We start from the raw sequence: 21906 nt of genomic DNA, 5'->3' as shown, positions 1-21906 counted from the left end.
AAAAAATATTATTTCTTATAATACTTCTTATATTTTGGATAGGAAATAGCTCCAAATAAAGTTATTACCCCTAATGAATACCATATCCAATTCAAAGAATGTGCTTCGCCACTTGCGTAAGAATGTAATCCAACTAAGTGAAAATTCACACCATAGTACGTAAACAAAATGGATATAAAAGCAAACATGCTCATCAAATTAAAAATCCATTTTCCTCGTAAAGAAGGAACAAATCGAGCATGAATTACAAAAGCATAGACCATAATACTGATCAAGGCCCAAGTTTCTTTTGGATCCCATCCCCAATAACGTCCCCAACTTTCATTAGCCCATTGTCCTCCAAGAAAGTTTCCAATAGTTAACATAATTAAACCAACTGTTAACGCTAATTCATTAATATAAGTGATTTCCTGAATATTCAAATCCATTTTGGCTTTGTTTTTTTCATTGGTAAACAAAATCAATAATAATGAAACTGCTCCTAAAATCATTCCTAACGCAAACGGTCCATAACTTGCCACAATAACCGCCACGTGAATCATTAACCAATACGAATTCAGTACCGGTTGTAAATTTGCAATTTCCGGGTCAATCCAGTTCATGTAGGCCGCAGCCAAAATCATGGCGGTTACAAATGCTGATGAAGCTATAGTAAGTTTTGATTTTCTGTCGAAAGCCAAACCAAAAAACATCGTTGCCCAAGCTACATAAATGATAGACTCATACGCGTTGCTCCAAGGCGCATGGCCCGAAATATACCATCTTGCAATTAATCCAAAAGTGTGCAATGCAAATAACGCAATCACGACAATATGCATAAAATTAACTAAATAGTTCAGGGCTTTTCTTTCTTTAAAGATTTGTAAAATCGTAAAAAACAACATCAAAATAGACGCAAAAATATACCAGTACGGTAATTTCTTGAAAACATCATATTTGTTATACAACACCTCTGAAGTGATTTTTTCATCACTTGGTCTTACTTTGCTACCAAATCGTTTTTGGAAACCATTAATACTTTCCAGCAACTCATCGGCTGTTTTGTAATCATTAGAGTCTGAAGCGTTTGCCAAAGACCCAAAATACAAAGGCAGTACATTTTTAGTATAGGTCGCTTCCATTCCTTTGAAACCTGCTTCATTGAGTTCTAAATAAGAAACCCATTTGTTATTTTTATCATCCGGAATTGGGAAAATCTTCAATATTCTACCACTCAAAGCAGATTCCATCAGATTTACTTTTTTATCTGTTTCGATAAAATCTTTTTCAAACTGATTAGGATTTGCAGCTTTAAATGCTTCTTCTAAATATTTAGAAAGCTTGTAATTGCCTTTAGCATCAAAGAAAGCCACAAAAGGAGCAAATTCTGCTTTCTTGTCGACTCCAATAATTTTTCGAATACTATCATTCCCGCTTTTGATATAAATAATTGGGATTTCAATCCAATAACTCGCGTATTGTGTCATGGACAAAAACACTTGGTCAGAATTCATTCCGTTATAAGAATCATCATGACTTACTTTTCGCAATAATTCTGATGAAAACGTATTAATCGGTTTCATCCTACCGCCACCATCTTGAATTACCAGTCTACCAAATTTTGTCGCATGTGTTTCAGGCACTTTATACTTAATAATCAAAGCATTTAGTTCATCCTGACTCAGTACTTTTTTGTTGTGATTCGCATGCGTTGCTGGTGCAGCTTCAGCCTCCGTATGCGCATGTCCTTCATGATCATCGTGATTGTGTTCTTGCTCTTGTGCAAAGCTATTGAAACCGAACAGCAATATTAAAATCGTTAATAATTTAGCTTTCTTAATTTTGACCACTTCCAATTTGCGTTTGACATCCGCAAAACGAGAATATTTGGTAAACATAATCGCCATCATTGCAAAATACAACATAAAATAACCAATATAAGTCAGCGTTGTTCCCCAAAAATCATGGTTTACGGACAAAACCGTTCCTTTTTCATCAGGATCAAAACTAGATTGAAAAAAACGAAATCCTTTGTGGTCTAATACATTATTCATATAAATTCTGGCATCAAATTGTTCTTTATCCTCCACAGTCACTTTACTTTCAAACGAAGAATAACTTTTCTCCGTTCCAGGATATTTCTGTGCGATAAAATCATTCAATTTTATCTTAAAAGGCAATACATACGCTTTACTTCCGTAGAAAAAAGTATAATCAATTTTTCCAATTTTAACTGTTTTAGCTTCTCCAACTTTACCTTTGGAACCTAAAACGGTAACTGTTTGTTGTTTACCTTCGGCCATAACTTTTACAGTAATTGCATCTTCATGGCTTTTAGCTTTAAAATCATTATCCGATTCATAATCAACAATTCCCTTGACCGCGGGATCTGGAAATACAAATCGCATTTCACCTATGCTGTATAACGAACGCATCATCAATGGTTGCGCATTATCCTTAGTTACTTTACCCTCTAATTTATCAGCCATTCTCATAAAATTACCTTCAAAAGGCGTTTGGATTGTATACGCAGTTCCGGTAGTATTGATGTTTATCGCGCCGTCTGTAAATTTATTTAAAGAAAATAATACGTTGTGAATGTTTTGTACTTCGCCATCTTTCAAGAAATGCTCGTGGCGCCCGCCATCGCCAGCTTCTACAATTTTCAAAAACACAGTACCTGTACGATCTGGTTTGATGTATTCTTTAGCTCCCATGATAAAATTTTCATATTCTACCTCAAATGGAGTATCGGCAAACTTTCCTGAAATGCTAAAATCATTATTTGTTGCCGGAGACAAAAGAACTTGTTTTTCAAAAACCCTGCGTTTCATTTCGCCTTTAAATTCACCGTCTACAAAAACAGTTAGAAAGGTTTTATCTGAAAATATCTGATTTTCCGAAGCGCCTTCTCGAATGGGCATCATCCCTTCATAACTGATGTAACGCGTTACAAAAGCACCCGCAATAATGAAGATAAAAGACAAGTGAAGCAACAATGTAGCCCATTTTTCTTTTTTTAAGAGTTGGTAACGCTTGATATTTCCAATGAAATTGATAACGAAAAACACGTGAATGGCTTCAAACCACCAGGCATTGTAAATTAAAATTTTTGCGGTATCGGTATTGTATTTACTTTCGATAAAAGTTCCGGTAGCCATGGCAACGGCGTAAGAAATAAATAAAAAGGCCATTAAACGTGTAGAAAACAAAAAAGAAAATATTTTTTTATCCATTTTTATGGGATTATGTTTTGTAAAAGTGCCACAAAAGTACTTAAAAATGTTGACTTCTATATTCTGACATTTGTTAATTTAATCCAAAATTAAGAATGAATATCAAACCCTAAAAAGGCTCTTTACAAGGCTAAAGTCATTTATTTACCCTTGTCAATTTCGAATAAAACTCTTAATATTTTTTTGCTAATTTTGTCCCATGGTCAAAGTAGTAATTATTGGTTCCGGTAACGTAGCGCAACATTTGATTGCCGCTTTTCAAAATGCTCAAATTCTGGGGTCGGAAATCGAGTTAATACAGGTGTATTCCAGACAAACTGGAAGTGTTTCACACTTGATCGGTTTGGAACAGATTACAAATAATTTAGATACTTTGGCGGAAGCTGATTTATATATTATTTGCGTATCGGATGATGTGATTGCAGCGCTTTCTTCACAACTTCCGTTTAAAAATCGTTTGGTGGTGCATACTTCAGGAAGTGTTCCGTTGAATGTTTTGAATGAAGACAATCGTAAAGGGGTTTTTTATCCTTTGCAAACCTTTACCAAAAACAAACCTGTAGATTTCAAAATGATCCCAATTTGCTTAGAAAGTGAAAATGCTTCTGATTATCAATTATTGGATAAAGTAGCCAAATCAATTTCTGAAAAAATTTTCGCAATAAATTCAGACCAACGCAAAGCGTTGCATGTTGCAGCCGTATTTGTCAATAATTTTACGAATCATTTGTACCAAATAGGTCAGGAAATTTGCGAGGAACATCAGGTTCCTTTCGAAATTCTGAAACCTTTAATCGCTGAAACCGCAAATAAAATAATGGTGCTTTCTCCCGAAGAAGCGCAAACTGGTCCTGCAAAACGCAATGATACTGCAACTATTGAAGCACATGAAGCTTTTTTATCACAGGCGAATCATTTAAATATTTATAAAACACTAACACAATCAATATTAGAGAATGGCAAAAAGTTATAAAGAAATAATGAACGACATCACTACATTTATTTTTGATGTCGATGGCGTACTAACCGATAGCTCTGTTTTTGTAACCAATGAAGGAGAAATTTTGCGTACGATGAACATTCGCGATGGGTATGCGATGAAAGCTGCCATTGAAAGCGGTTATAAGGTGTGTATTATTTCGGGCGGAAGCAATGAAGGTGTCCGGGTCAGACTTCGAAATCTTGGTATCACAGATATTTATTTGGGCACACCCGATAAAGTGGAAACCTTTGATGAATATACGGATGTTTACCAAATAAATCCAGCACATGTTTTGTACATGGGCGATGATATTCCTGATTATCATGTGATGAAATTAGTGGGATTACCAACTTGTCCTCAAGACTCAAGTCCAGAAATCAAAGCCATTTGTAGCTATATTTCACATAAAAATGGTGGAAAAGGCGCTGTGAGAGACGTAATAGAGCAAGTTATGAAAGCACAAGGAAAATGGATGGCTTATTTTGACGGGAAACACGATTAGTAGTATTTTAAATCTTAAATTATAAATTTCAAATAAAATCTGTGGTTCCATTTCTAAAACTAATCCGATACCAAAACCTGCTAATGCTCGCTTTTATGCAGCTTATTTTTAGGTACGGATTTTTTAAAATTCAAAATATTCCTTTGGCATTAGCGGATTGGCAATATGGCTTATTAGTTTTATCAACCGTTTTGATTGCTGGTGGTGGGTATATCATTAATAATATTTTTGATCAAAACACGGATACAATCAACAAACCCAATACCGTTGTTATAGGTAAAAGCATTTCGGAAACGCAAGCATATAATTTATACGTTGGACTTACTGCAACGGGCGTGGCGATTGGTTTCTATTTATCAAATGTTATAGTCAAACCTGGTTTTGCCTCTATATTTATTCTGATTGCAGCGACACTCTATTTGTATGCCACAAGTCTGAAACAAATGATGATCATTGGTAACGTTATTATTGCATTGTTGCTTTCTTTTAGTGTGATCATCATTGGTATTTTTGATTTATATCCCGCCACAGGAATAGACAATCAACAGCAAATGGGATTGTTTTTTTCTATATTATTAGATTACGCTATTTTTGCTTTTATGATCAATCTGCTTCGGGAAATTGTAAAAGATATTGAAGATACAGATGGTGATTACAACCAAGGAATGAACACCTTACCCATTGCAATAGGAAAATCCAGAACTGGAAAAATAGTTTTTGGATTAAGTTTTATTCCACTTTTTTTTATTTTATTTTACATTAATAAATACTTGTTCGAATTACTATTCGTTACAATATATCTGTTGCTTTTTGTTGTAGGTCCGCTGATTTTTTTTACTGTAAAAATGTGGTCGGCTACATCAAAAAAAGAGGTGCACATTTTGAGTATACTTTTAAAATGGATTCTGCTTTTTGGAATCCTGTCCATTATTATTATCAGTTTAAATATAAAATATAATGCTTAGAAATAAATTAAAAAAATACATTTTAATTCTGGCTTCGGGTTCACCGAGACGCCAACAATTTTTTAAAGATTTAGACTTAGATTTTGAAATTCGATTGAAAGAAATCGAAGAAATTTATCCGCCGGAATTAAAAGCTCATGAAATCACTAATTATTTGGCTGAACTGAAAGCCAGCGCTTATGAAGGAGAATTAAATCCGAATGAAATTCTGATTACCAGCGACACCATTGTCTGGCACAATGACAAAGCTTTGGGTAAACCAAAAGACGAACAAGATGCTTTTGAAATCTTGAAATCTTTATCGAACGCCACTCATGAAGTCATCACTTCTGTTTGCTTTAAAACAAATGAAAAAGTCGAAATTTTACACGAAGTAACAAAAGTCACTTTCAATGAATTAAGTGAGGAATCTATTCGTTATTACGTAGAAAATTACAAACCGTATGATAAAGCGGGTTCGTATGGCATTCAGGAATGGATTGGTTTTATAGGTGTTTCAAAAATTGAAGGTTCTTATGCTAATGTGATGGGAATGCCAACGGATAAAGTGTACGAATATTTGAATAATTTAGCTTAGTCATTTTATGGAAATCTCATTAGTACACGAATACACCAAGGAATTAATTGCTACAGGAGTATTAGGGATTTTGCTGATTATATTGCGGATAATTTCAACAAAACTGGTGCGTCGCTACGCAAAATCAAACCAAACGCTGGAACACAGAACCAATTTAGTCATCAAATACATTCATTTATTTATTCATATACTGGTAATTGTTGCTTTAATAATAATTTGGGGAGTACAGACTAAAGATATTTTTATTGCTCTTTCTTCAATTACAACCGTTGTAGGAGTTGCAATGTTTGCTCAATGGTCTATTTTAAGTAATATTACCTCCGGTATTATTTTGTTTTTTTCTTTTCCTTTTAAAATTGGTGACGTTATAAAAATCCATGATAAAGATTTTCCAATTGAAGCTGAAATAGAAGATATTGGTGCCTTTCATGTTTTCTTAAAAACGATTGATGGGGAAAAAATTATTTATCCCAATAATTTGCTATTGCAAAAGGGAATATCTATTCTAAAAAATCATTTTGAAAATAAGGAATTCGTAGATTAATTTATAACTTTATGAATGATAATGTCACAGTCAATATTAAAACTATCAATTGGGAAGTGACAATTATATAACTAATGCTATAAAATATGTAATACATTAAATTTTTTAATATTACATATTTGTGAGTTGAATAATAATTAGTTTAAAATACAAATCAAAAAAAATATGAATGATATCCTAAAATTTCCATTTTATGCTAAATTATCCTTGACTTTGTTGGGTTTAATTGCTATTATCTTTATTTTTTATATTGGTCAAGACATATTGATTCCTGTAATGATGTCGTTTTTATTTGCCATTTTGTTATATCCTATTGTTAAATTTTTCAAATCTAAACTTCGTTTTCCGCATGTGCTTGCCGTGATGATTGCCGTGATACTGTTTGTCTTAATTTTTATAGGTCTTTTTGTGTTTCTTTCCTTTCAAATCAGTGATTTTGCCGATGATTTTGATAAAATTGAAAGAAATATAAACATTCATCTTAGTAATATTCAAGTGTTTGTGAGAGATAATTTTAATGTAAGTTCGAGAGAACAAAAGCAGTATATGGATAGTGCTACTCAAGATTCGATGGAGAAAGGAAAAGAAATCATTGGAACTACCTTAATGTCATTTACGGATACTTTGATAAATTTAACTTTAATTCCAATTTATACTTTTTTAATTCTTTTATACAGAACTCATTTTTTACTGTTTTTATCTAAATTATTCAAAAAAGAAAATCACGAACAGTTAAAAAACATTCTAACAAATATAAGAGTTGCAATCAACAGTTACATTGTAGGTTTGATTATCGAAATGATTTTAATTTCAGTAATGACAACACTTGGATTTATGCTTATTGGTATGAAATACGCCATTTTATTGGGAATTATTACAGGAATTTTAAATCTAATTCCTTACATAGGAATTCTTTTTGCCGGTGTTTTAAGTATTGTAGCTTCGCTTACCGGTTCACCTGATTTATCAATAATTATAGGTGTAATTGTCATTACAATCGTCGTTCAACTAATTGATAATAATGTGATTGTTCCTTTGATTGTAAGTTCCAAAGTTGAAATAAACGCATTTGTATCAATTGTGGGAATCATCATTGGCGGAGCAATTGCCGGAGTTTCAGGCATGTTTTTAGCACTTCCGATACTTGCAGTGCTCAAAGTGATTTTTGACAGAGTAGAATCATTGGAGCCTTGGGGCTATTTAATGGGGGATCATTTACCTAAAACCTATACTTGGCGTAAAATTAAATTACCGCTGTTTGATTCCGAAGAACCATCAGAAAAGATGATAATCAAAGCTGACGTTGTTGTTCCAGTTTTTACCGAAACGACCACTGAAAATGCCTCCAATCAAACTGATAAATAAGTGGGTAATTATTAATCAAATCAGTTTCGAATGCTGAATATCTAAAAGTTTTTACGCAATCATTAAAACGTTTTCTGTACGTTTTCTTAGTCTTTTTCAGTTGATTCTTTAACAATGTATAAAAAAATAAAACTAGTTTTTTTTCTTATGTTCATCTGTTGTTCTGCCATTTCTTATGGGCAAGAAATAAAGGTCACGAAAGATTCTTCTAACGTTTACTACAATATTAGAAACTATTCAAAAAAGAATAAGTTTACCCGATTGATGCATAAAATAGTTTTTAGAACGCCAGTGATAAAAAACGAAATAACAAAAGAAGTCCAAAAAGACTACAGCGGTTTTGAAGGCAAAATTATAAGGAACATTACTATTCTTACACTCGATCCTTTTGGGTACTCTGAAATTGACACTTTAAAAAAGCCTAAAAATTGGGCGGAAAAAAATGGGAATAAAATCCATATTAAAACCAACTCGCTTACGATAAGAAATTTATTGCTAATTAAAAAAAATAATCCGTTTGATTCATTATTAGTGAAAGAATCAGAGCGTTTGATACGAGCGCAACGATTTATAAATCGGGTGGATATTGCACCTAAATTAATTCCAAATAGTCCTGATTCTGTCGATATTGCTATCCGAGTTTTAGATTCTTGGAGTTTGGTTCCCAAAGGTTCGTTTTCAAGTTCAAGAATTAGTTTTGGATTGAACGAGCGTAATTTTCTAGGTTTAGGACATCAATTTGAAAATAAAATAAGAAACAGATTCAGTGACGGAAAAAGTGCCTACGCGGTTGCTTACACTATTCCCAATGTAAAAAATACCTTTATAAATACCAAAGTCACTTACCAAATTGATTTAGACGGTTTTTATGGAAAGAGTATTGCTATTGATCGCCCTTTTTATTCGCCTTTGACAAAATGGGCTGGTGGAGTTTATTTAGATCAGCAATTTAGAAAAGATACTTTACCCGATTCCAATTTAGTTTTTGCGTATCAGAATTTCAAATTCAATACACACGATTTTTGGCTTGGGCGTGCTTTTAGAATTTTCAAGGGTAATACTGAAAATGAAAGAACGACGAATCTTGTTGCGACAGGACGGTTTTTACATATTAAATACCAAGAAAGTCCTATTTTTGAGTATGATCGCGATGATTTTTATTCAAATGAAAAACTTGCACTAATAGGAATTGGTATTTCATCACGTAAATTTATAAGAGACCGCTTTATTTTCAAAAATGGAATTATTGAGGATGTCCCCATTGGAAGAACATACGGAATAACAACCGGCTACCAATATAAAAACAGTTCTGGACGATATTATTTGGGTGGTCGCGCCACCTTTGGGAATTTTTACAAATATGGTTTTTTGAGTGCAAATTTTGATGTGGGAACTTTTTTTGAAAAAGGCATTACCAAACAGACGGCTTTTTCTTTTCAGGCCAATTATTTCACCAATCTGTTGACTCTTGGAAAATGGAAATTACGACAGTTTGTTAAACCACAATTAGTTATTGGTTCAAACCGCATGGATGCAATTGGAGATCAACTTTCAATTAATGAGAATTATGGTCTCAATGGTTTCACTATGGCAGAGTATGGGACCAAAAAAGCGTTAATGACTTTGCAAACCCAAGCCTATGCTCCATGGGATTTTTGGGGATTTCGTTTGAATCCTTTTTTTAATTATTCAATTGCTTTACTTGGGAATTCGAAAAAAAGCTTGACAGAGAGCAAAGCGTATTCTAAAATTGGAATTGGGTTCATCGTAAACAATGATTATTTAGTCTTTAGCTCTTTCCAAATTTCCCTTTCCTATTATCCAACCATTCCTGGAAATGGCGAACATATTTTTAAAACGAATGCATTTGAGACGACAGACTTTGGCTTTCAGGATTTTGAATTAGCAAAACCAAGAACTGTAATTTACAGGTAAATAAACTACAACAGAAGTACAATTACAAGCAATCAAAATCTTTAAATTGCTAATTTTTAAAATAATACAAATTACACTTCGGGCATGTTAACGTAAATTATATAATTAATTGCCTAAATAGTGTAAGTTTATGTAGCATATTATTTCTTACTTTTATCAAATAGAAATTTTTAATTAAAACCAAAAGAAATGAAAAAAGTTACCTTTTATTTAATGATGATGGTATTGTCATTGAGTGTTGTTCCTACGCAAATGTTAGCTGCTGAAAAAACTCCAACTTCGGTTTCAAGTACCCCAAAAGAAGTTCCTGCTGAAGTTAAAGTATTGCTTAATCGTCTAGACGAAATAAAAGCAATGGACAAGTCTGAATTGACTTCAACAGAGAAAAAAGAATTACGTAAAGAAGTTCGTGCTATTAAAGCAGAATTAAAATCTACAGGAAATGGTGTTTATTTATCTGTTGGAGCTATTATTATCGTTATTCTTTTATTGATTCTTTTGTTATAAGTCAATAAAAATTAAAAATAGAAATTAGGAAACGGTAAATCGTTTCCTTTTTTTATGCAAGCCAGGATCAACATAAATTCTGTTATTCTAGCTTGGCATACTTCTTGGATTTAAAATAAAAAATAGTGACCTTAAAAGGACCTGTAAAAAAAATAGTAATTAAAAATTTAAAAGATGAAGACATTAAAATTAATCGCCGCAATTATAATTCTTTTGGTATCAACCAATACGATACAGGCACAAGTTTCAGTAAATGTAAATTTAGGAAGCCCTCCATCGTGGGGTCCTGCAGGATACTCCGCAGTAGATTATTATTATTTACCAGATGTTCAGTCTTATTATGACATAAAAGCCAGACAATTTATTTATTTAGGCGATGGACAGTGGGTACGTTCCAGAAATTTACCTAACCAATACAGAAACTATGATTTATACAACGGCTATAAAGTAGTCTTGAATGATTATCATGGTTCAAAACCATACAGTAACTTTAACAAACATAAAGTTAAATATTTCAAGGGGTATAAAGGTAGTCCACAAAAAACAATTGGCATCAGAAAAGTTGTGGTTCGTAAAGCTTCATATAACCATGGAAACAACGCAAATGATGATTACAACAAAGGAAAAGGAAATAATGGTCATGGAAAAGGAAATAAAGGACATGGTAACGACAAGCATTAATACCGGAATACCCTGCCAAAAAAAAAGAACCTCCAAGCGAGGTTCTTTTTTTTAGGGAAAATAATATGATAATCAAATCTTAAAAAAAAGTTAATTATTTCACGCTGGCACAGTTGTTGAAAATCGATAAACAGAAAATAAAAAGAGTTCCAATAAATAATTACAAAAAAATTTAAAAAGATGAGAACACTAAAATTAATTGCCGTAGGAATTATCCTTTTTGCCTCCAGTACAATACAAGCGCAAGTTTCAGTAAATGTAAATATAGGAACCGCTCCATCTTGGGGTCCAGTAGGATATTCGAACGTAGACTACTATTACTTACCTGATGTTGAATCCTACTATGATATTAGAGCCACACAATTTATTTATTTTGGTGGTGGAAGGTGGATTCGTTCCAGACAGTTGCCTAGTCAATACAGAAACTATGATTTATATAATGGATACAAAGTAGTATTAAATGATTACCATGGTTCTAGACCTTATAACAACTTTAGAAACCATAAAACCAAATATTATAGAGGATACCATCCTAGAGAACAAAGAAATATAGGATATAACAACGACCGCAGAGTGTATGTGAATAACAGACAATATGATAACCGTAAACAATACGACAACCGCAGACGTTACAGCAGTCATCGAGAAAATGATAATGATGATCATAGAGAAAATGATGATCATAAAGAAAATAAAAATTATAAACATGGTCGTGGGAATAAACATGGACATGGAGAAGATAGAGATTAAGCTTTAAAATACCATCAAAAAAGAAGAGAGAAAACTACAATTAGTTTTCTCTCTTTTTTGTTCAATCGAACTATTATTCTTTAAAGAAAACTAAAAAAATTTCAGAAAAAAATATTTAATTCCTACATTTGAAGCTATTGCAAATTAAATTTAAAAGAATGCAAAAAAAACTCAGCCTAATCATTGTAACAATTCTGGTTTGTTTTCAAATTACAACTGCGCAACAACCACAAAAATTAAATTCCGTTGAAATTTATCATCAAATTGAAAAGCTTAATTTTCTTGGATCAGTACTGTACATCGCAGCGCACCCAGATGATGAAAATACCCGACTAATTTCTTATTTATCCAATGAACAAAAAGCAAGAACAGGATATTTATCGTTGACACGTGGTGATGGCGGCCAAAACTTAATAGGAACGCAACTACGGGAATTATTGGGGGTAGTACGAACACAAGAACTTATTGAAGCCCGAAAAATTGATGGTGGAGAACAATTTTTTTCCCGTGCCAATGATTTTGGGTTTTCTAAAAATCCAACAGAAACCTTAGAAATTTGGGATAAAGAGAAAGTATTGGCTGACGTTGTTTGGGCCATAAGGAAATTTCAGCCCGACGTAATTGTCAACCGGTTTGATCATCGATCTCCAGGGACTACACACGGTCATCACACTTCATCGGCAATGTTGAGTGTAGAAAGTTTTGAACTGGCCAATAATCCAGCCATTTTTCCGGAACAATTGCAATTTGTAAAACCTTGGCAAACCAAGCGTCAGTTTTTCAATACCTCTTGGTGGTTTTATGGAACTCTCGAAAAATTTAATGCCGCCGATAAAAAGAACTTAATTGCAATAGAAACTGGCGTATATTATGCCGGTTTAGGAAAATCAAATCAAGAAATAGCAGCATTAAGTAGAAGCCGTCATCAATCGCAAGGTTTTGGCAGCACTGGTGCACGTGGCGAAGAAACAGAATATTTAGAGTTTATAAATGGAAGTGCTTTAACAGACAAAAAATCATTATTTGAAGGAATCGATACCTCTTGGAACCGCGTAAAAGGAGGAAAAGCAATCGGAGAATTGTTGACAACCATCAAAGCTGAATTCGACCATAAAAATCCTGCGGCAAGTATTCCAAATTTGGCGAAAGCCTACACTATGATGAAAGCTTTGGATGAAAATCATTGGGCCCCATTGAAATCTTCATCCATAAAAGAAATTATAGCAGCCTGTTCGGGTTTGTATCTTGAAGCCGTAGCTCAAAATCAGGAGGCCACTCCGGGAAGCACTATAAAACTGAAGCTTGAAGCCATTAACAGAAGCGGAGTACCTATTCAATTAATGAGTGTGACCGCTCTTCCAAATCAAATTACAATACCTCAAAATCGCGAGTTAAAAAACAATATTCTAAACAATATAAAGCTGGATTTTAAATTGCCCGAATCAATTAACTACACACAACCATATTGGCTAAAAGAAAAAGGAACCGTGGGAATGTATGCCGTAAATCAGCAACAAAACATAGGGATTCCAGATATTATTAGGGAAACTAAAGTGGTGTTTAACGTTCAAATCAACGGAATTGAAATCCCATTTGAACGAACTGTTGTTTATAAATACAATGATGATGTAAAAGGCGAAGTGTATAATTATCTGGATATAGTTCCTGAAGTTACCACTTCAATAATTGACAAAGTACTGATTTTTAAAGACACGAAGATTAAATACGTAGGCGTAAAAATTAAAGCTGGGAAAGATGAAGTAAAAGGAAATCTCCAACTCCAACTGCCTGAAAACTGGAATGTTTCTCCTAAATCAATTCCATTCAATATCCAAAAAAAGGGAACCGAGCAAATTGTCTATTTTGAAGTAATTGCACCTAACAAATCCGAAGAGGCAACAGCAAAAAGTGTTGCAATTATTGATAACAAGCAATTTGACAAAGAGCAAATCATCATTAATTACGACCACATCACTAAACAGCAAGTTTTAAAATCGGCTGAAGCCAAATGCATTAAAACGGATTTAAAAACAAATGGTGAAAAAATCGCATACATTATGGGTGCCGGAGATGAAGTTCCTAGCAGCTTAACACAATTGGGCTACATTGTTACCCTGCTAAAACCCGAAGAAATAACACCTGAAAAATTAGAAAATTTTGATGTCGTGATAACTGGTGTTCGTGCTTACAACACCGTTGCGGCATTGGCAAATAAGCAAAACATTCTTTTTGATTTTGTAAAAGGTGGAAAAACAATGCTAGTTCAATACAATACTGCCGGTGATCTTGTAACCGATAATATTGCACCTTATCCGTTGAAACTGTCCCGCGACAGAGTAACGGAGGAAGATGCCGAAGTCCGATTTTTGGCAGCAAACCATCCGGTTTTGAATTTCCCAAATAAGATTACCACTAAAGATTTTCAAGACTGGAAACAAGAGCAAGGTTTGTATTATCCCAGTGAATACGACAAAGCCTTCACTCCTATTCTATCTTCAAATGATAAAGGAGAAACACCAAAAAATGGTGCTTTACTGATAGCTCAATATGGAAAAGGCCATTACATTTATACAGGTTTAAGCTTTTTTAGAGAATTACCTGAAGGCGTTGCCGGTGCCTATAAATTAATTTCAAATATCATCTCGTTGAAATCATCCGAAACTATTCCTGCAAAAAATATAAAGCACTAACGCTACCAAAAATGGAAACAAAAAAAATAAAAACCTGGAAAAAGAACTACACATGGGTGCTTGTGGCTAATGCTATTTACATCTTGATCTTTTGTCTCATCATGAAATTATACTCTTAAATTATGCAATTATTTGATTGGATTATACTCGTAGTTACTTTACTGTTCATAGTAATTTACGGTGCTTGGAAAACCAAAGGAAGTAAAAATGTAGAAGACTTTATTCTGGGAAATAATGAAACACCGTGGCATGTTGTGGGACTTTCCGTGATGGCGACCCAAGCTAGTGCAATTACGTTTCTTTCCACTCCGGGACAAGCATATCATGACGGAATGGGATTTGTACAATTCTACTTTGGATTGCCTATTGCCATGGTGGTAATTTGTGTCACCTTTATTCCTCTGTATCACAAATACAAAGTTTACACGGCTTACGAATACCTTGAAAAAAGATTTGATTTAAAAACCCGTTCTCTTGCAGCCATTCTTTTCTTGTTCCAAAGAGGTTTAGGAACTGGATTGACCATTTATGCGCCAGCGATTATTTTATCGGCACTATTGGGTTGGAATCTTACTTACATGAATATTATAATTGGTGTATTGGTAATCATTTATACTTTTTCGGGCGGCACAAAAGCGGTGAATGTAACTCAAAAACAGCAAATGTTTGTAATCATGTCCGGAATGTTCATCACATTCTTTCTGATATTGCATTATTTACCAAATGATATGACATTTACCAGTGCTTTGCATATTGCCGGCGCGAATGATAAAATGAACATTGTCAATTTCTCTTTTGACCCGGAAGAAAAATATACTTTTTGGAGCGGAATCACAGGCGGTTTTTTCCTTGCGTTGGCTTATTTTGGAACGGATCAATCTCAGGTAGGACGTTATTTATCCGGAAGATCTGTTCGGGAAAGTCAAATGGGCCTGATTATGAACGGACTCTTAAAAGTACCGATGCAGTTCTTTATTTTACTTACTGGAGTAATGGTTTTTGTTTTTTTTCAATTCAATCCTGTACCGTTAAATTTTAATCCAAACAACAAAGCAATGATTGAAAAATCGGCTTTCAAAGGCGAATACAATGCTTTGGAGAAAAAACTAGACGATTTATCGGAGGATAAAAAAGTGATTAATCTTTTGTACATCGATCAACTCAATCAAGATTATGACAATCCAATCCTTCGAAAAGAATTAGTGGCTTTGTCCAATAAAGAAAAAGATTTAAGAGATCGAGCTAAAGAAATAATTATAAAAGCTGATAGCAATAGTGAAACGAATGACAAAGATTATGTGTTTTTTCACTTTATTCTTAACTATTTACCCAAAGGACTTATAGGATTATTGCTGGCTGTTATCATTTCAGCAGCAATGTCATCAACCGCTTCCGGACTGAATGCATTAGCATCCACTACTGCAATTGATATTTACAAACGAAATGTCAAAGAGGAAAAGTCAGAAAGGCATTATCTTTATGCTACCAAATTCTTTACCTTATTATGGGGAATTATTGCGATACTTTTTGCCTGCATCGGGACGCTGTTTGAAAATTTAATCCAATTGGTAAACATCATTGGATCTATATTTTACGGAACTGTATTGGGAATTTTCCTGGTTGGTTTTTACATACACAAAGTTCAATCAAAAGCTATATTTTACAGTGCTGTTGTCAGTCAACTTACTATTTTTATCATTTACTATTACGCGATTTACATCTTTCCAAGCGGTGAAGAAAAACTTGGGTATTTATGGCTTAATTTCATCGGAGCAATGTTAACGATAGTAATTTCGTTGCTATTACAATGGACGATTTTCAGAAAACAGAGAGGGATTACTGCTTAAATAAAAGTACTGTCGCTCTTTAATTTCTGAACTAAATGATTGTGTTTTAGTTTCGTAAATCTATTAACTTAAGATTTGCAAATCATAATGATGGTATCCTTTTATTTTTAAAAACACTGGAATATTTATTTGTAATATTTTAATTCCGATGAAGACGGAATCACACAATCTGAATTACGTAAGGAGATTTCCATTTCCTCAAAATGACAAACAGCGCAATTGTTTATTAAGGTTATTACAAAAATAAAATGGTATTAGGCGCTACATTTAAAATGATAATGCCTGATTTTTCAAACAAAAAAAATCCCGTTTCATCTATTTGAAACGGGTTTTTTTTGTAAAAAAATTAAAATAATTAGTTCTTACTCCATTCTGCGATACTGTCTTTATTCATTTTTACGTAATCTTGGTTTTTTGCAATTTCAGCCGCGGCAAGAGATAATTTCGCAGTTTCAATTGCTCCTTTTTTATCTCCAAGTTTGGCTTGAATCAATGACTTTAATCTGTTAAACCAAAACGGTTTATCTTTACTCATATCCAATGCTTTGTTTACATAAACCAAAGCTTTTGCATTATCCCCGTTCGATTGAAATAAAAATTGAGCGGCAGAAAAATAATCCGCAGCAGCTGGTCCCGCTAATGCTTTCTCGATATTAGCTGTCGCTTTTTGTTGTGTAGGCACTTCAAATTTTAACGCTGCATAAGAGTTCTCCCAATATATTTCTAAAAAGGCAAAATTGTTATCTAAACCGCTAATTCCCATAGTAAATGTTTCCACACTTTTATTTAAAGTTTCTGGCTTAACTGTAGCTCTAAGTGCTACATTTTCTTCTTTCCACTCTTCTGGATTACCCCAGTTATCCGTAGTTTTATAAAAAATTATTTCCCAGCTTTCTATTTTTGGAATTGTGTACAACGAATATTTTCCTTTTTTCAAAGTTTTTCCATCAATAATTACATCGTCGCTGAAAGATACGGTTGTGTTTTCATTCGCTCCTGTTCTCCACACTTTTCCAAAAGGAATTAAATTACCAAATACGGCTCTTCCTCTTGCACTTGGTCTTGAATAATTAATTTCTACATCTGTCAAACCTACTGCTTGCATGATGGTAGATTTCGGACTCGATTGAGGTGTTTTAACTTGTGCCTCGATAGTGAAATTTGCTATAATAATGGCAAATACAATGATTATTTTTTTCATGTTTCAAATTTTTATGTTTCCAAATTTACAAATTCAGTGGCTTTCTATTGTTAATTATTTCTTAATTTAGACTGAATATCCTTAAGGATATCAAAACCCAATTCATTAAAATGATTAATTACAACATCAGCTTCCGATAAATCTTGAGCTTCAGAATGAATACTGTTGTAACCCACACAAAAAATCCCTGCAGCTTTCGCCGCTCTTATTCCATTCGTACTGTCTTCAATGATAATACAGCTCTCTTTTGGGGCAATTGACAAACTAGCGGCATGTTCAAAAATAGCAGGATCTGGTTTCGAATTTGGAAAATCTTCTCCGCTTACAACATGCGTAAAATACTCATGCAATTTAAACCGGTTAAAAACTCGCTCAACAGTAACTTTGGATGCTGAAGAAGCCAGAATCAACTGCATTCCGTTTTGATGCAGTTCTTTAATAAAACTTTCAACACCTTCCAGTAATTCCAAATCAGCTTTACTGTCAAAAGCATCATTAAAAATAGTACGTTTTCTTTGAATCAAATCTTCAACTTCGTGTTCAATTACAAAAATCTCTTTCAATTTCTGAAACGTATTTCGAGTCGAAAAACCAGTAAATGAGGTGTACATTTCCTCCGTAACAGTAATATTTAATTCATTAAATTGTTTGAAATAAGCATAACGATGTACGGGTTCAGTGTCGACAATTACGCCATCCATGTCAAAAATTACGGTTTGTATCATTTGAAATTATAAATTGTGAGTTATGAGTTTTAATCTTTAATACGAAGGCTAAAAATGAATACTATTTCTTTAGCAAATAACGAATCACGGTTTCTGCAGCGTACAAACCAAATAATCCCGGCATGTAACTGTTTGTCCCGTAAAATGACTTTTTAAAATTGGATCCGTCTGTCATTTTTAAACTCGTCTCATCTTGAATTTCAGAAGAAAAAACCACTTTCAATTTATCAATTTTAAATTCTTTCAATCGTCTTCGGATGGTTTTAGCAAAGAAACAATTCACCGTATTGGTAATATCGGTTACTTTCACTTTAGAAGCTTCCATTTTGCCGCCCGCGCCCATACTGCTGATGATTTTTACTCTTTTTCGCTTGGCGCCAATAATTAAATTTAACTTTGGAGTGACACTGTCGATGCAATCCAAAACATAATCAAACTCCTCTGAAACAATTTCGAAAGCGCGCTCCGGTGAAAGAAATTCTTGCACGCGAATCAATTTCAACTCTGGATTAATGTCCATTAATCGATCCCCAACAACAGTAATTTTGGGTTGTCCCACAGTAGAATGTAAAGCAGGTAATTGTCGGTTTACATTAGTAATATCAACTACGTCACCATCAACAATAGTCATATTTCCCACTCCTGCTCTTGCCAAAAATTCAGCGGCAAAAGAACCAACACCACCCAATCCTACAATCAATATATTTGCATTTTTCAAATTATCTAAACCTTCTTTTTTAAATAAAAGTTCGGCTCTTTCTGTCCACTCTGCCATTTTTTTAATTTATTGTTTAATTTTTAAAATTATAAAGCTTTAATTTATATATATTTAAATTTTAATCTTGAATACTTCCAAAAAATTATTATTCACCATTTCTTGAATTTCTTTGACGGAAATTTCTTTGTATTTTGCTGCCAATTCATAAACTGCTTCAATTCCTTCCTCCACCGTATCCATCTCTAGAAAGAATCGATAATTGGGAACGCTTTTAAAAACAGCTTCTAATTCCTTATTCAGCAATAAATATTTCCCAAACGAAATATAAAATCCATTGTCCACTAATTGTTTGGCAAGTTGTGCATTTTTTGAAAATCCATGAATCAGCATTGGAACTGAAATATTCAATTTTTTCTTAATTGCAATTAATTCCTGAAAAGCCGCGACGCAATGTATCACTACTGCTTGTTGATGTTTTTGTGCCAAAAGCAATTGCTTTTCGAAAACTACTTGTTGCAATTCCATCGAAATTTCGATGCGCTTGTCCAATCCGCATTCGCCAACAGCGAGGCAATTTTTCTCTTGTATTTTACTTTCAATTACAGCCAAATCAGCCTCTATTCGTTCCTCAACAATAAACCACGGATGAATTCCGATGGAATAATACGGAATCGTTGCATCAAATTCCTGCGGATATTGATTTACTATTTCCAACACATTGAGTTGATTAGTCCATTTGTGCGTATGCAGATTAAAGAATTCCATTAGTCGTGAAACTTTTTGACTCCAGCTTTTATCTCAATATCTAAATCATTTTCCAGAGGAACCTTTGGACAAGAATACTTGTAATTATAAGCACAATAAGGATTGTAAGAGGTGTTAAAATTAATCACAATCGAATCACCTTTCGGGATTCTTAAATCAACGTACTTTCCGCCAATGTAACTTTCGGCACCCGAAGTCAAATCAGAAAACGGCAGAAATAGATAGTCTTTGTATTCCTTCTTTTTTGAAAGTTCAATGTTTTTATAGACATTCAGTTCAAAATCACGATCGTTAATTGTAAAGTAAAGTTCTCCATATTTTACATACAAAGGTTTTCTGTCCGTTGAAGTTTCCATCTCAAAAGGTTTCTCTTTTTGGGTTCTTACCAATTTTGCTATCACAAAAAAAGTTTCGTTTGCAGGATAAAAATCCAGCGTTTTAAAAACCGCTAAATCTTCTGCAATCAATGGACTTGTCTTTGCATCAGCATATTCTGCGTTCAATTCCTTTTGGAATTTGGCTACAGCCGAAACATCAAATTTTTCTTGGCCAAAGCCTAAATTCAATTGCAATAAAAGAAGTAAAGTAAATAGTATCCGCATGTTTCTATTTTTATGCAAAAATAGTTTAAAAGTTACTAGGACACAAAGACGCATCGGTACAAAGTTTTCTACCTTTGCAAAATTATAACTTAGTATATGATCCAAACTGCTTTTCAACGTTACATAAATAATTTCAAAGGCTTTACTAGAGAGATTTGGATTCTTACACTCATCACTTTTATCAATCGTGCCGGTACAATGGTTTTGCCGTTTTTGTCCAAATATTTGAAAGAAGATTTGAATTTTTCCTACGCACAAGTAGGATGGATTATGGTTGCTTTTGGTTTTGGTTCTATGCTGGGTTCCTGGCTCGGAGGCAAATTATCTGATAAAATAGGTTTTTATAAAATAATGGTTTTCAGTTTGTTCACCAGTGGAATTCTGTTGTTTTTTGTACAATACATCCGAACTTTTTACGGATTATGCATAGGAATGTTTGTTATTATGACCGTCGCTGATATGTTTCGTCCCGCAATGTTTGTCTCACTCGCGACGTACGCTAAACCTGAAAATCGTACCAGAGCACTGACTTTAGTTCGATTAGCAGTAAATTTAGGATTTACCGCGGGACCAGCTTTAGGAGGTTTGATTATCATGAATTTAGGCTACAGCGGATTATTTTGGGTAGATGGAAGCTCTTGCATTGTATCTATTTTGATTTTCACCTTATTGGTAAAAGAACGTAAAAGACCTGCCGATTTAAACACCTCAAATAACGAAACCGAAATACCTGCTTCCGTTTTTAAAGACAAAATATTCTGGATTTTTCTCTTTATCTGTTTTATAACGGCGATGCTTTTCTTTCAACTTTTTACGACTTTACCCTTATATCACAACGAAAAATTTGGGCTGACGGAGTTTCAAAGCGGACTTTTATTATCCTTAAATGGACTGTTGATTTTCTTTTTGGAAATGCCAATAGTCAGTTTTAGCCAAAGAAAAGATATCAATAAGCTCAAAATTATACTTTGGGGTTCGTTGCTGATGTCCCTAAGTTTCTATGTTTTAATGATCAATATGTGGGCTGGAATACTGATTTTCAGCATTATTTTTATCACTTTTGGCGAAATGTTCATCTTCCCTTTTTCCAACTCTTTTGCTTTGAGCCGAGCACCAAAAGGGCATGAAGGCCGCTACATGGCCTTGTTTACGATGAGTTTCAGTTTGGCACATATTGCGAGTTCTAAAACTGGTCTGCAAATCATTGCTACATTTGGCTATCAGGCAAACTGGTTTGTCATGGGTAGTTTAGGGATACTTTCTGTAGCAGGTTGCATTTGGTTGCAAAAACTTGTTCAAAAAGAACAAAATTAATTCCATTATCACTCTTTGGGC

Annotated in this window: 19 protein-coding genes; 13 read left to right on the top strand and 6 right to left on the bottom strand. The window is 33.7% G+C overall.

The genetic code is table 11. From position 1 onward, the window contains the following. Positions 1-8: 8 nt before the first annotated feature. The gene (gene ccsA / locus ACP7AV_RS12815; RefSeq protein ID WP_426092285.1) at positions 9-3215 is read right to left on the bottom strand and encodes a cytochrome c biogenesis protein CcsA; all 3207 of its coding nucleotides are present in this window, start codon (positions 3213-3215) and stop codon (positions 9-11) included. Between the two features lie 199 nt (positions 3216-3414). Here ccsA and ACP7AV_RS12810 point away from each other — a divergent pair, with 199 nt between their 5' ends. From ACP7AV_RS12810 to ACP7AV_RS12755, 12 genes are all read left to right on the top strand, one after another. After that, on the top strand, positions 3415-4188 hold the full coding sequence (locus ACP7AV_RS12810; RefSeq protein WP_426092284.1) for a Rossmann-like and DUF2520 domain-containing protein: 774 nt from the start codon (positions 3415-3417) through the stop codon (positions 4186-4188). Beyond that, positions 4172-4699 (top strand): KdsC family phosphatase, encoded by a 528-nt coding sequence (locus ACP7AV_RS12805; RefSeq protein WP_426092283.1) that lies wholly within the window; start codon positions 4172-4174, stop codon positions 4697-4699. The genes ACP7AV_RS12810 and ACP7AV_RS12805 overlap by 17 nt, the downstream gene beginning before the upstream one ends. A 95-nt stretch (positions 4700-4794) precedes the next feature. Continuing rightward, the gene (locus tag ACP7AV_RS12800) at positions 4795-5664 is read left to right on the top strand and encodes a geranylgeranylglycerol-phosphate geranylgeranyltransferase (RefSeq protein WP_426092282.1); all 870 of its coding nucleotides are present in this window, start codon (positions 4795-4797) and stop codon (positions 5662-5664) included. Further along, positions 5657-6241: a Maf-like protein gene (locus ACP7AV_RS12795; protein WP_426092281.1), complete on the top strand. Its 585-nt coding sequence runs from the start codon at positions 5657-5659 to the stop codon at positions 6239-6241. Before ACP7AV_RS12800 ends, ACP7AV_RS12795 begins: the two co-directional genes overlap by 8 nt. A gap of 7 nt (positions 6242-6248) precedes the next feature. Beyond that, a complete protein-coding gene (locus ACP7AV_RS12790) occupies positions 6249-6785 on the top strand; it encodes a mechanosensitive ion channel domain-containing protein (RefSeq protein WP_426092280.1) in 537 nt (178 codons plus the stop codon). Between the two features lie 165 nt (positions 6786-6950). After that, the gene (locus ACP7AV_RS12785) at positions 6951-8150 is read left to right on the top strand and encodes an AI-2E family transporter (RefSeq protein ID WP_426092279.1); all 1200 of its coding nucleotides are present in this window, start codon (positions 6951-6953) and stop codon (positions 8148-8150) included. A gap of 114 nt (positions 8151-8264) precedes the next feature. Next, positions 8265-10085, top strand: a complete 1821-nt coding sequence (locus ACP7AV_RS12780; protein WP_426092278.1) for a hypothetical protein — start codon at positions 8265-8267, stop codon at positions 10083-10085. Between the two features lie 189 nt (positions 10086-10274). After that, positions 10275-10592: a hypothetical protein gene (locus ACP7AV_RS12775; protein WP_426092277.1), complete on the top strand. Its 318-nt coding sequence runs from the start codon at positions 10275-10277 to the stop codon at positions 10590-10592. A gap of 174 nt (positions 10593-10766) precedes the next feature. Further along, a complete protein-coding gene (locus tag ACP7AV_RS12770; protein WP_426092276.1) occupies positions 10767-11273 on the top strand; it encodes a hypothetical protein in 507 nt (168 codons plus the stop codon). A 180-nt stretch (positions 11274-11453) separates the two neighbouring features. After that, on the top strand, positions 11454-12023 hold the full coding sequence (locus ACP7AV_RS12765; RefSeq protein WP_426092275.1) for a hypothetical protein: 570 nt from the start codon (positions 11454-11456) through the stop codon (positions 12021-12023). 158 nt (positions 12024-12181) lie between these two features. Next, positions 12182-14713, top strand: coding sequence for a PIG-L family deacetylase (locus tag ACP7AV_RS12760; protein WP_426092274.1), 2532 nt, complete (start codon positions 12182-12184; stop codon positions 14711-14713). Positions 14714-14835: 122 nt separating this feature from the next. Then, positions 14836-16560 carry a sodium:solute symporter gene (locus tag ACP7AV_RS12755; RefSeq protein ID WP_426092273.1) on the top strand — a complete coding sequence of 575 codons (1725 nt, stop codon included), beginning with the start codon at positions 14836-14838 and terminating at the stop codon, positions 16558-16560. A gap of 355 nt (positions 16561-16915) precedes the next feature. Here the strand turns inward: ACP7AV_RS12755 and ACP7AV_RS12750 are convergent, their stop codons facing one another. The 5 genes from ACP7AV_RS12750 to ACP7AV_RS12730 all read right to left on the bottom strand — a co-directional run bounded on the left by ACP7AV_RS12750 (position 16916) and on the right by ACP7AV_RS12730 (position 20571). After that, entirely contained in the window at positions 16916-17761 is an 846-nt protein-coding gene (locus tag ACP7AV_RS12750) for a DUF2911 domain-containing protein (RefSeq protein ID WP_426092272.1), read from the bottom strand. 50 nt (positions 17762-17811) lie between these two features. After that, entirely contained in the window at positions 17812-18486 is a 675-nt protein-coding gene (locus ACP7AV_RS12745; protein WP_426092271.1) for an HAD family hydrolase, read from the bottom strand. A 61-nt stretch (positions 18487-18547) separates the two neighbouring features. After that, entirely contained in the window at positions 18548-19261 is a 714-nt protein-coding gene (locus ACP7AV_RS12740; RefSeq protein WP_426092270.1) for a tRNA threonylcarbamoyladenosine dehydratase, read from the bottom strand. 54 nt (positions 19262-19315) lie between these two features. Continuing rightward, on the bottom strand, positions 19316-19969 hold the full coding sequence (locus ACP7AV_RS12735; RefSeq protein ID WP_426092269.1) for a TatD family hydrolase: 654 nt from the start codon (positions 19967-19969) through the stop codon (positions 19316-19318). Beyond that, positions 19969-20571, bottom strand: coding sequence for a DUF1684 domain-containing protein (locus ACP7AV_RS12730; protein WP_426092268.1), 603 nt, complete (start codon positions 20569-20571; stop codon positions 19969-19971). Before ACP7AV_RS12730 ends, ACP7AV_RS12735 begins: the two co-directional genes overlap by 1 nt. Positions 20572-20667: 96 nt before the next feature. On the opposite strand from ACP7AV_RS12730, the gene ACP7AV_RS12725 reads away from it, so the two are divergent. Then, positions 20668-21885, top strand: a complete 1218-nt coding sequence (locus ACP7AV_RS12725) for an MDR family MFS transporter (RefSeq protein WP_426092267.1) — start codon at positions 20668-20670, stop codon at positions 21883-21885. Positions 21886-21906: the final 21 nt, after the last annotated feature.

This window comes from Flavobacterium sp. DSR3-2 (assembly GCF_049896525.1).
Lineage (GTDB): Bacteria > Bacteroidota > Bacteroidia > Flavobacteriales > Flavobacteriaceae > Flavobacterium.
The sequence above is the reverse complement of the archived record's forward strand: the minus strand, read 5'-3'. Positions and strand labels throughout refer to the sequence as shown.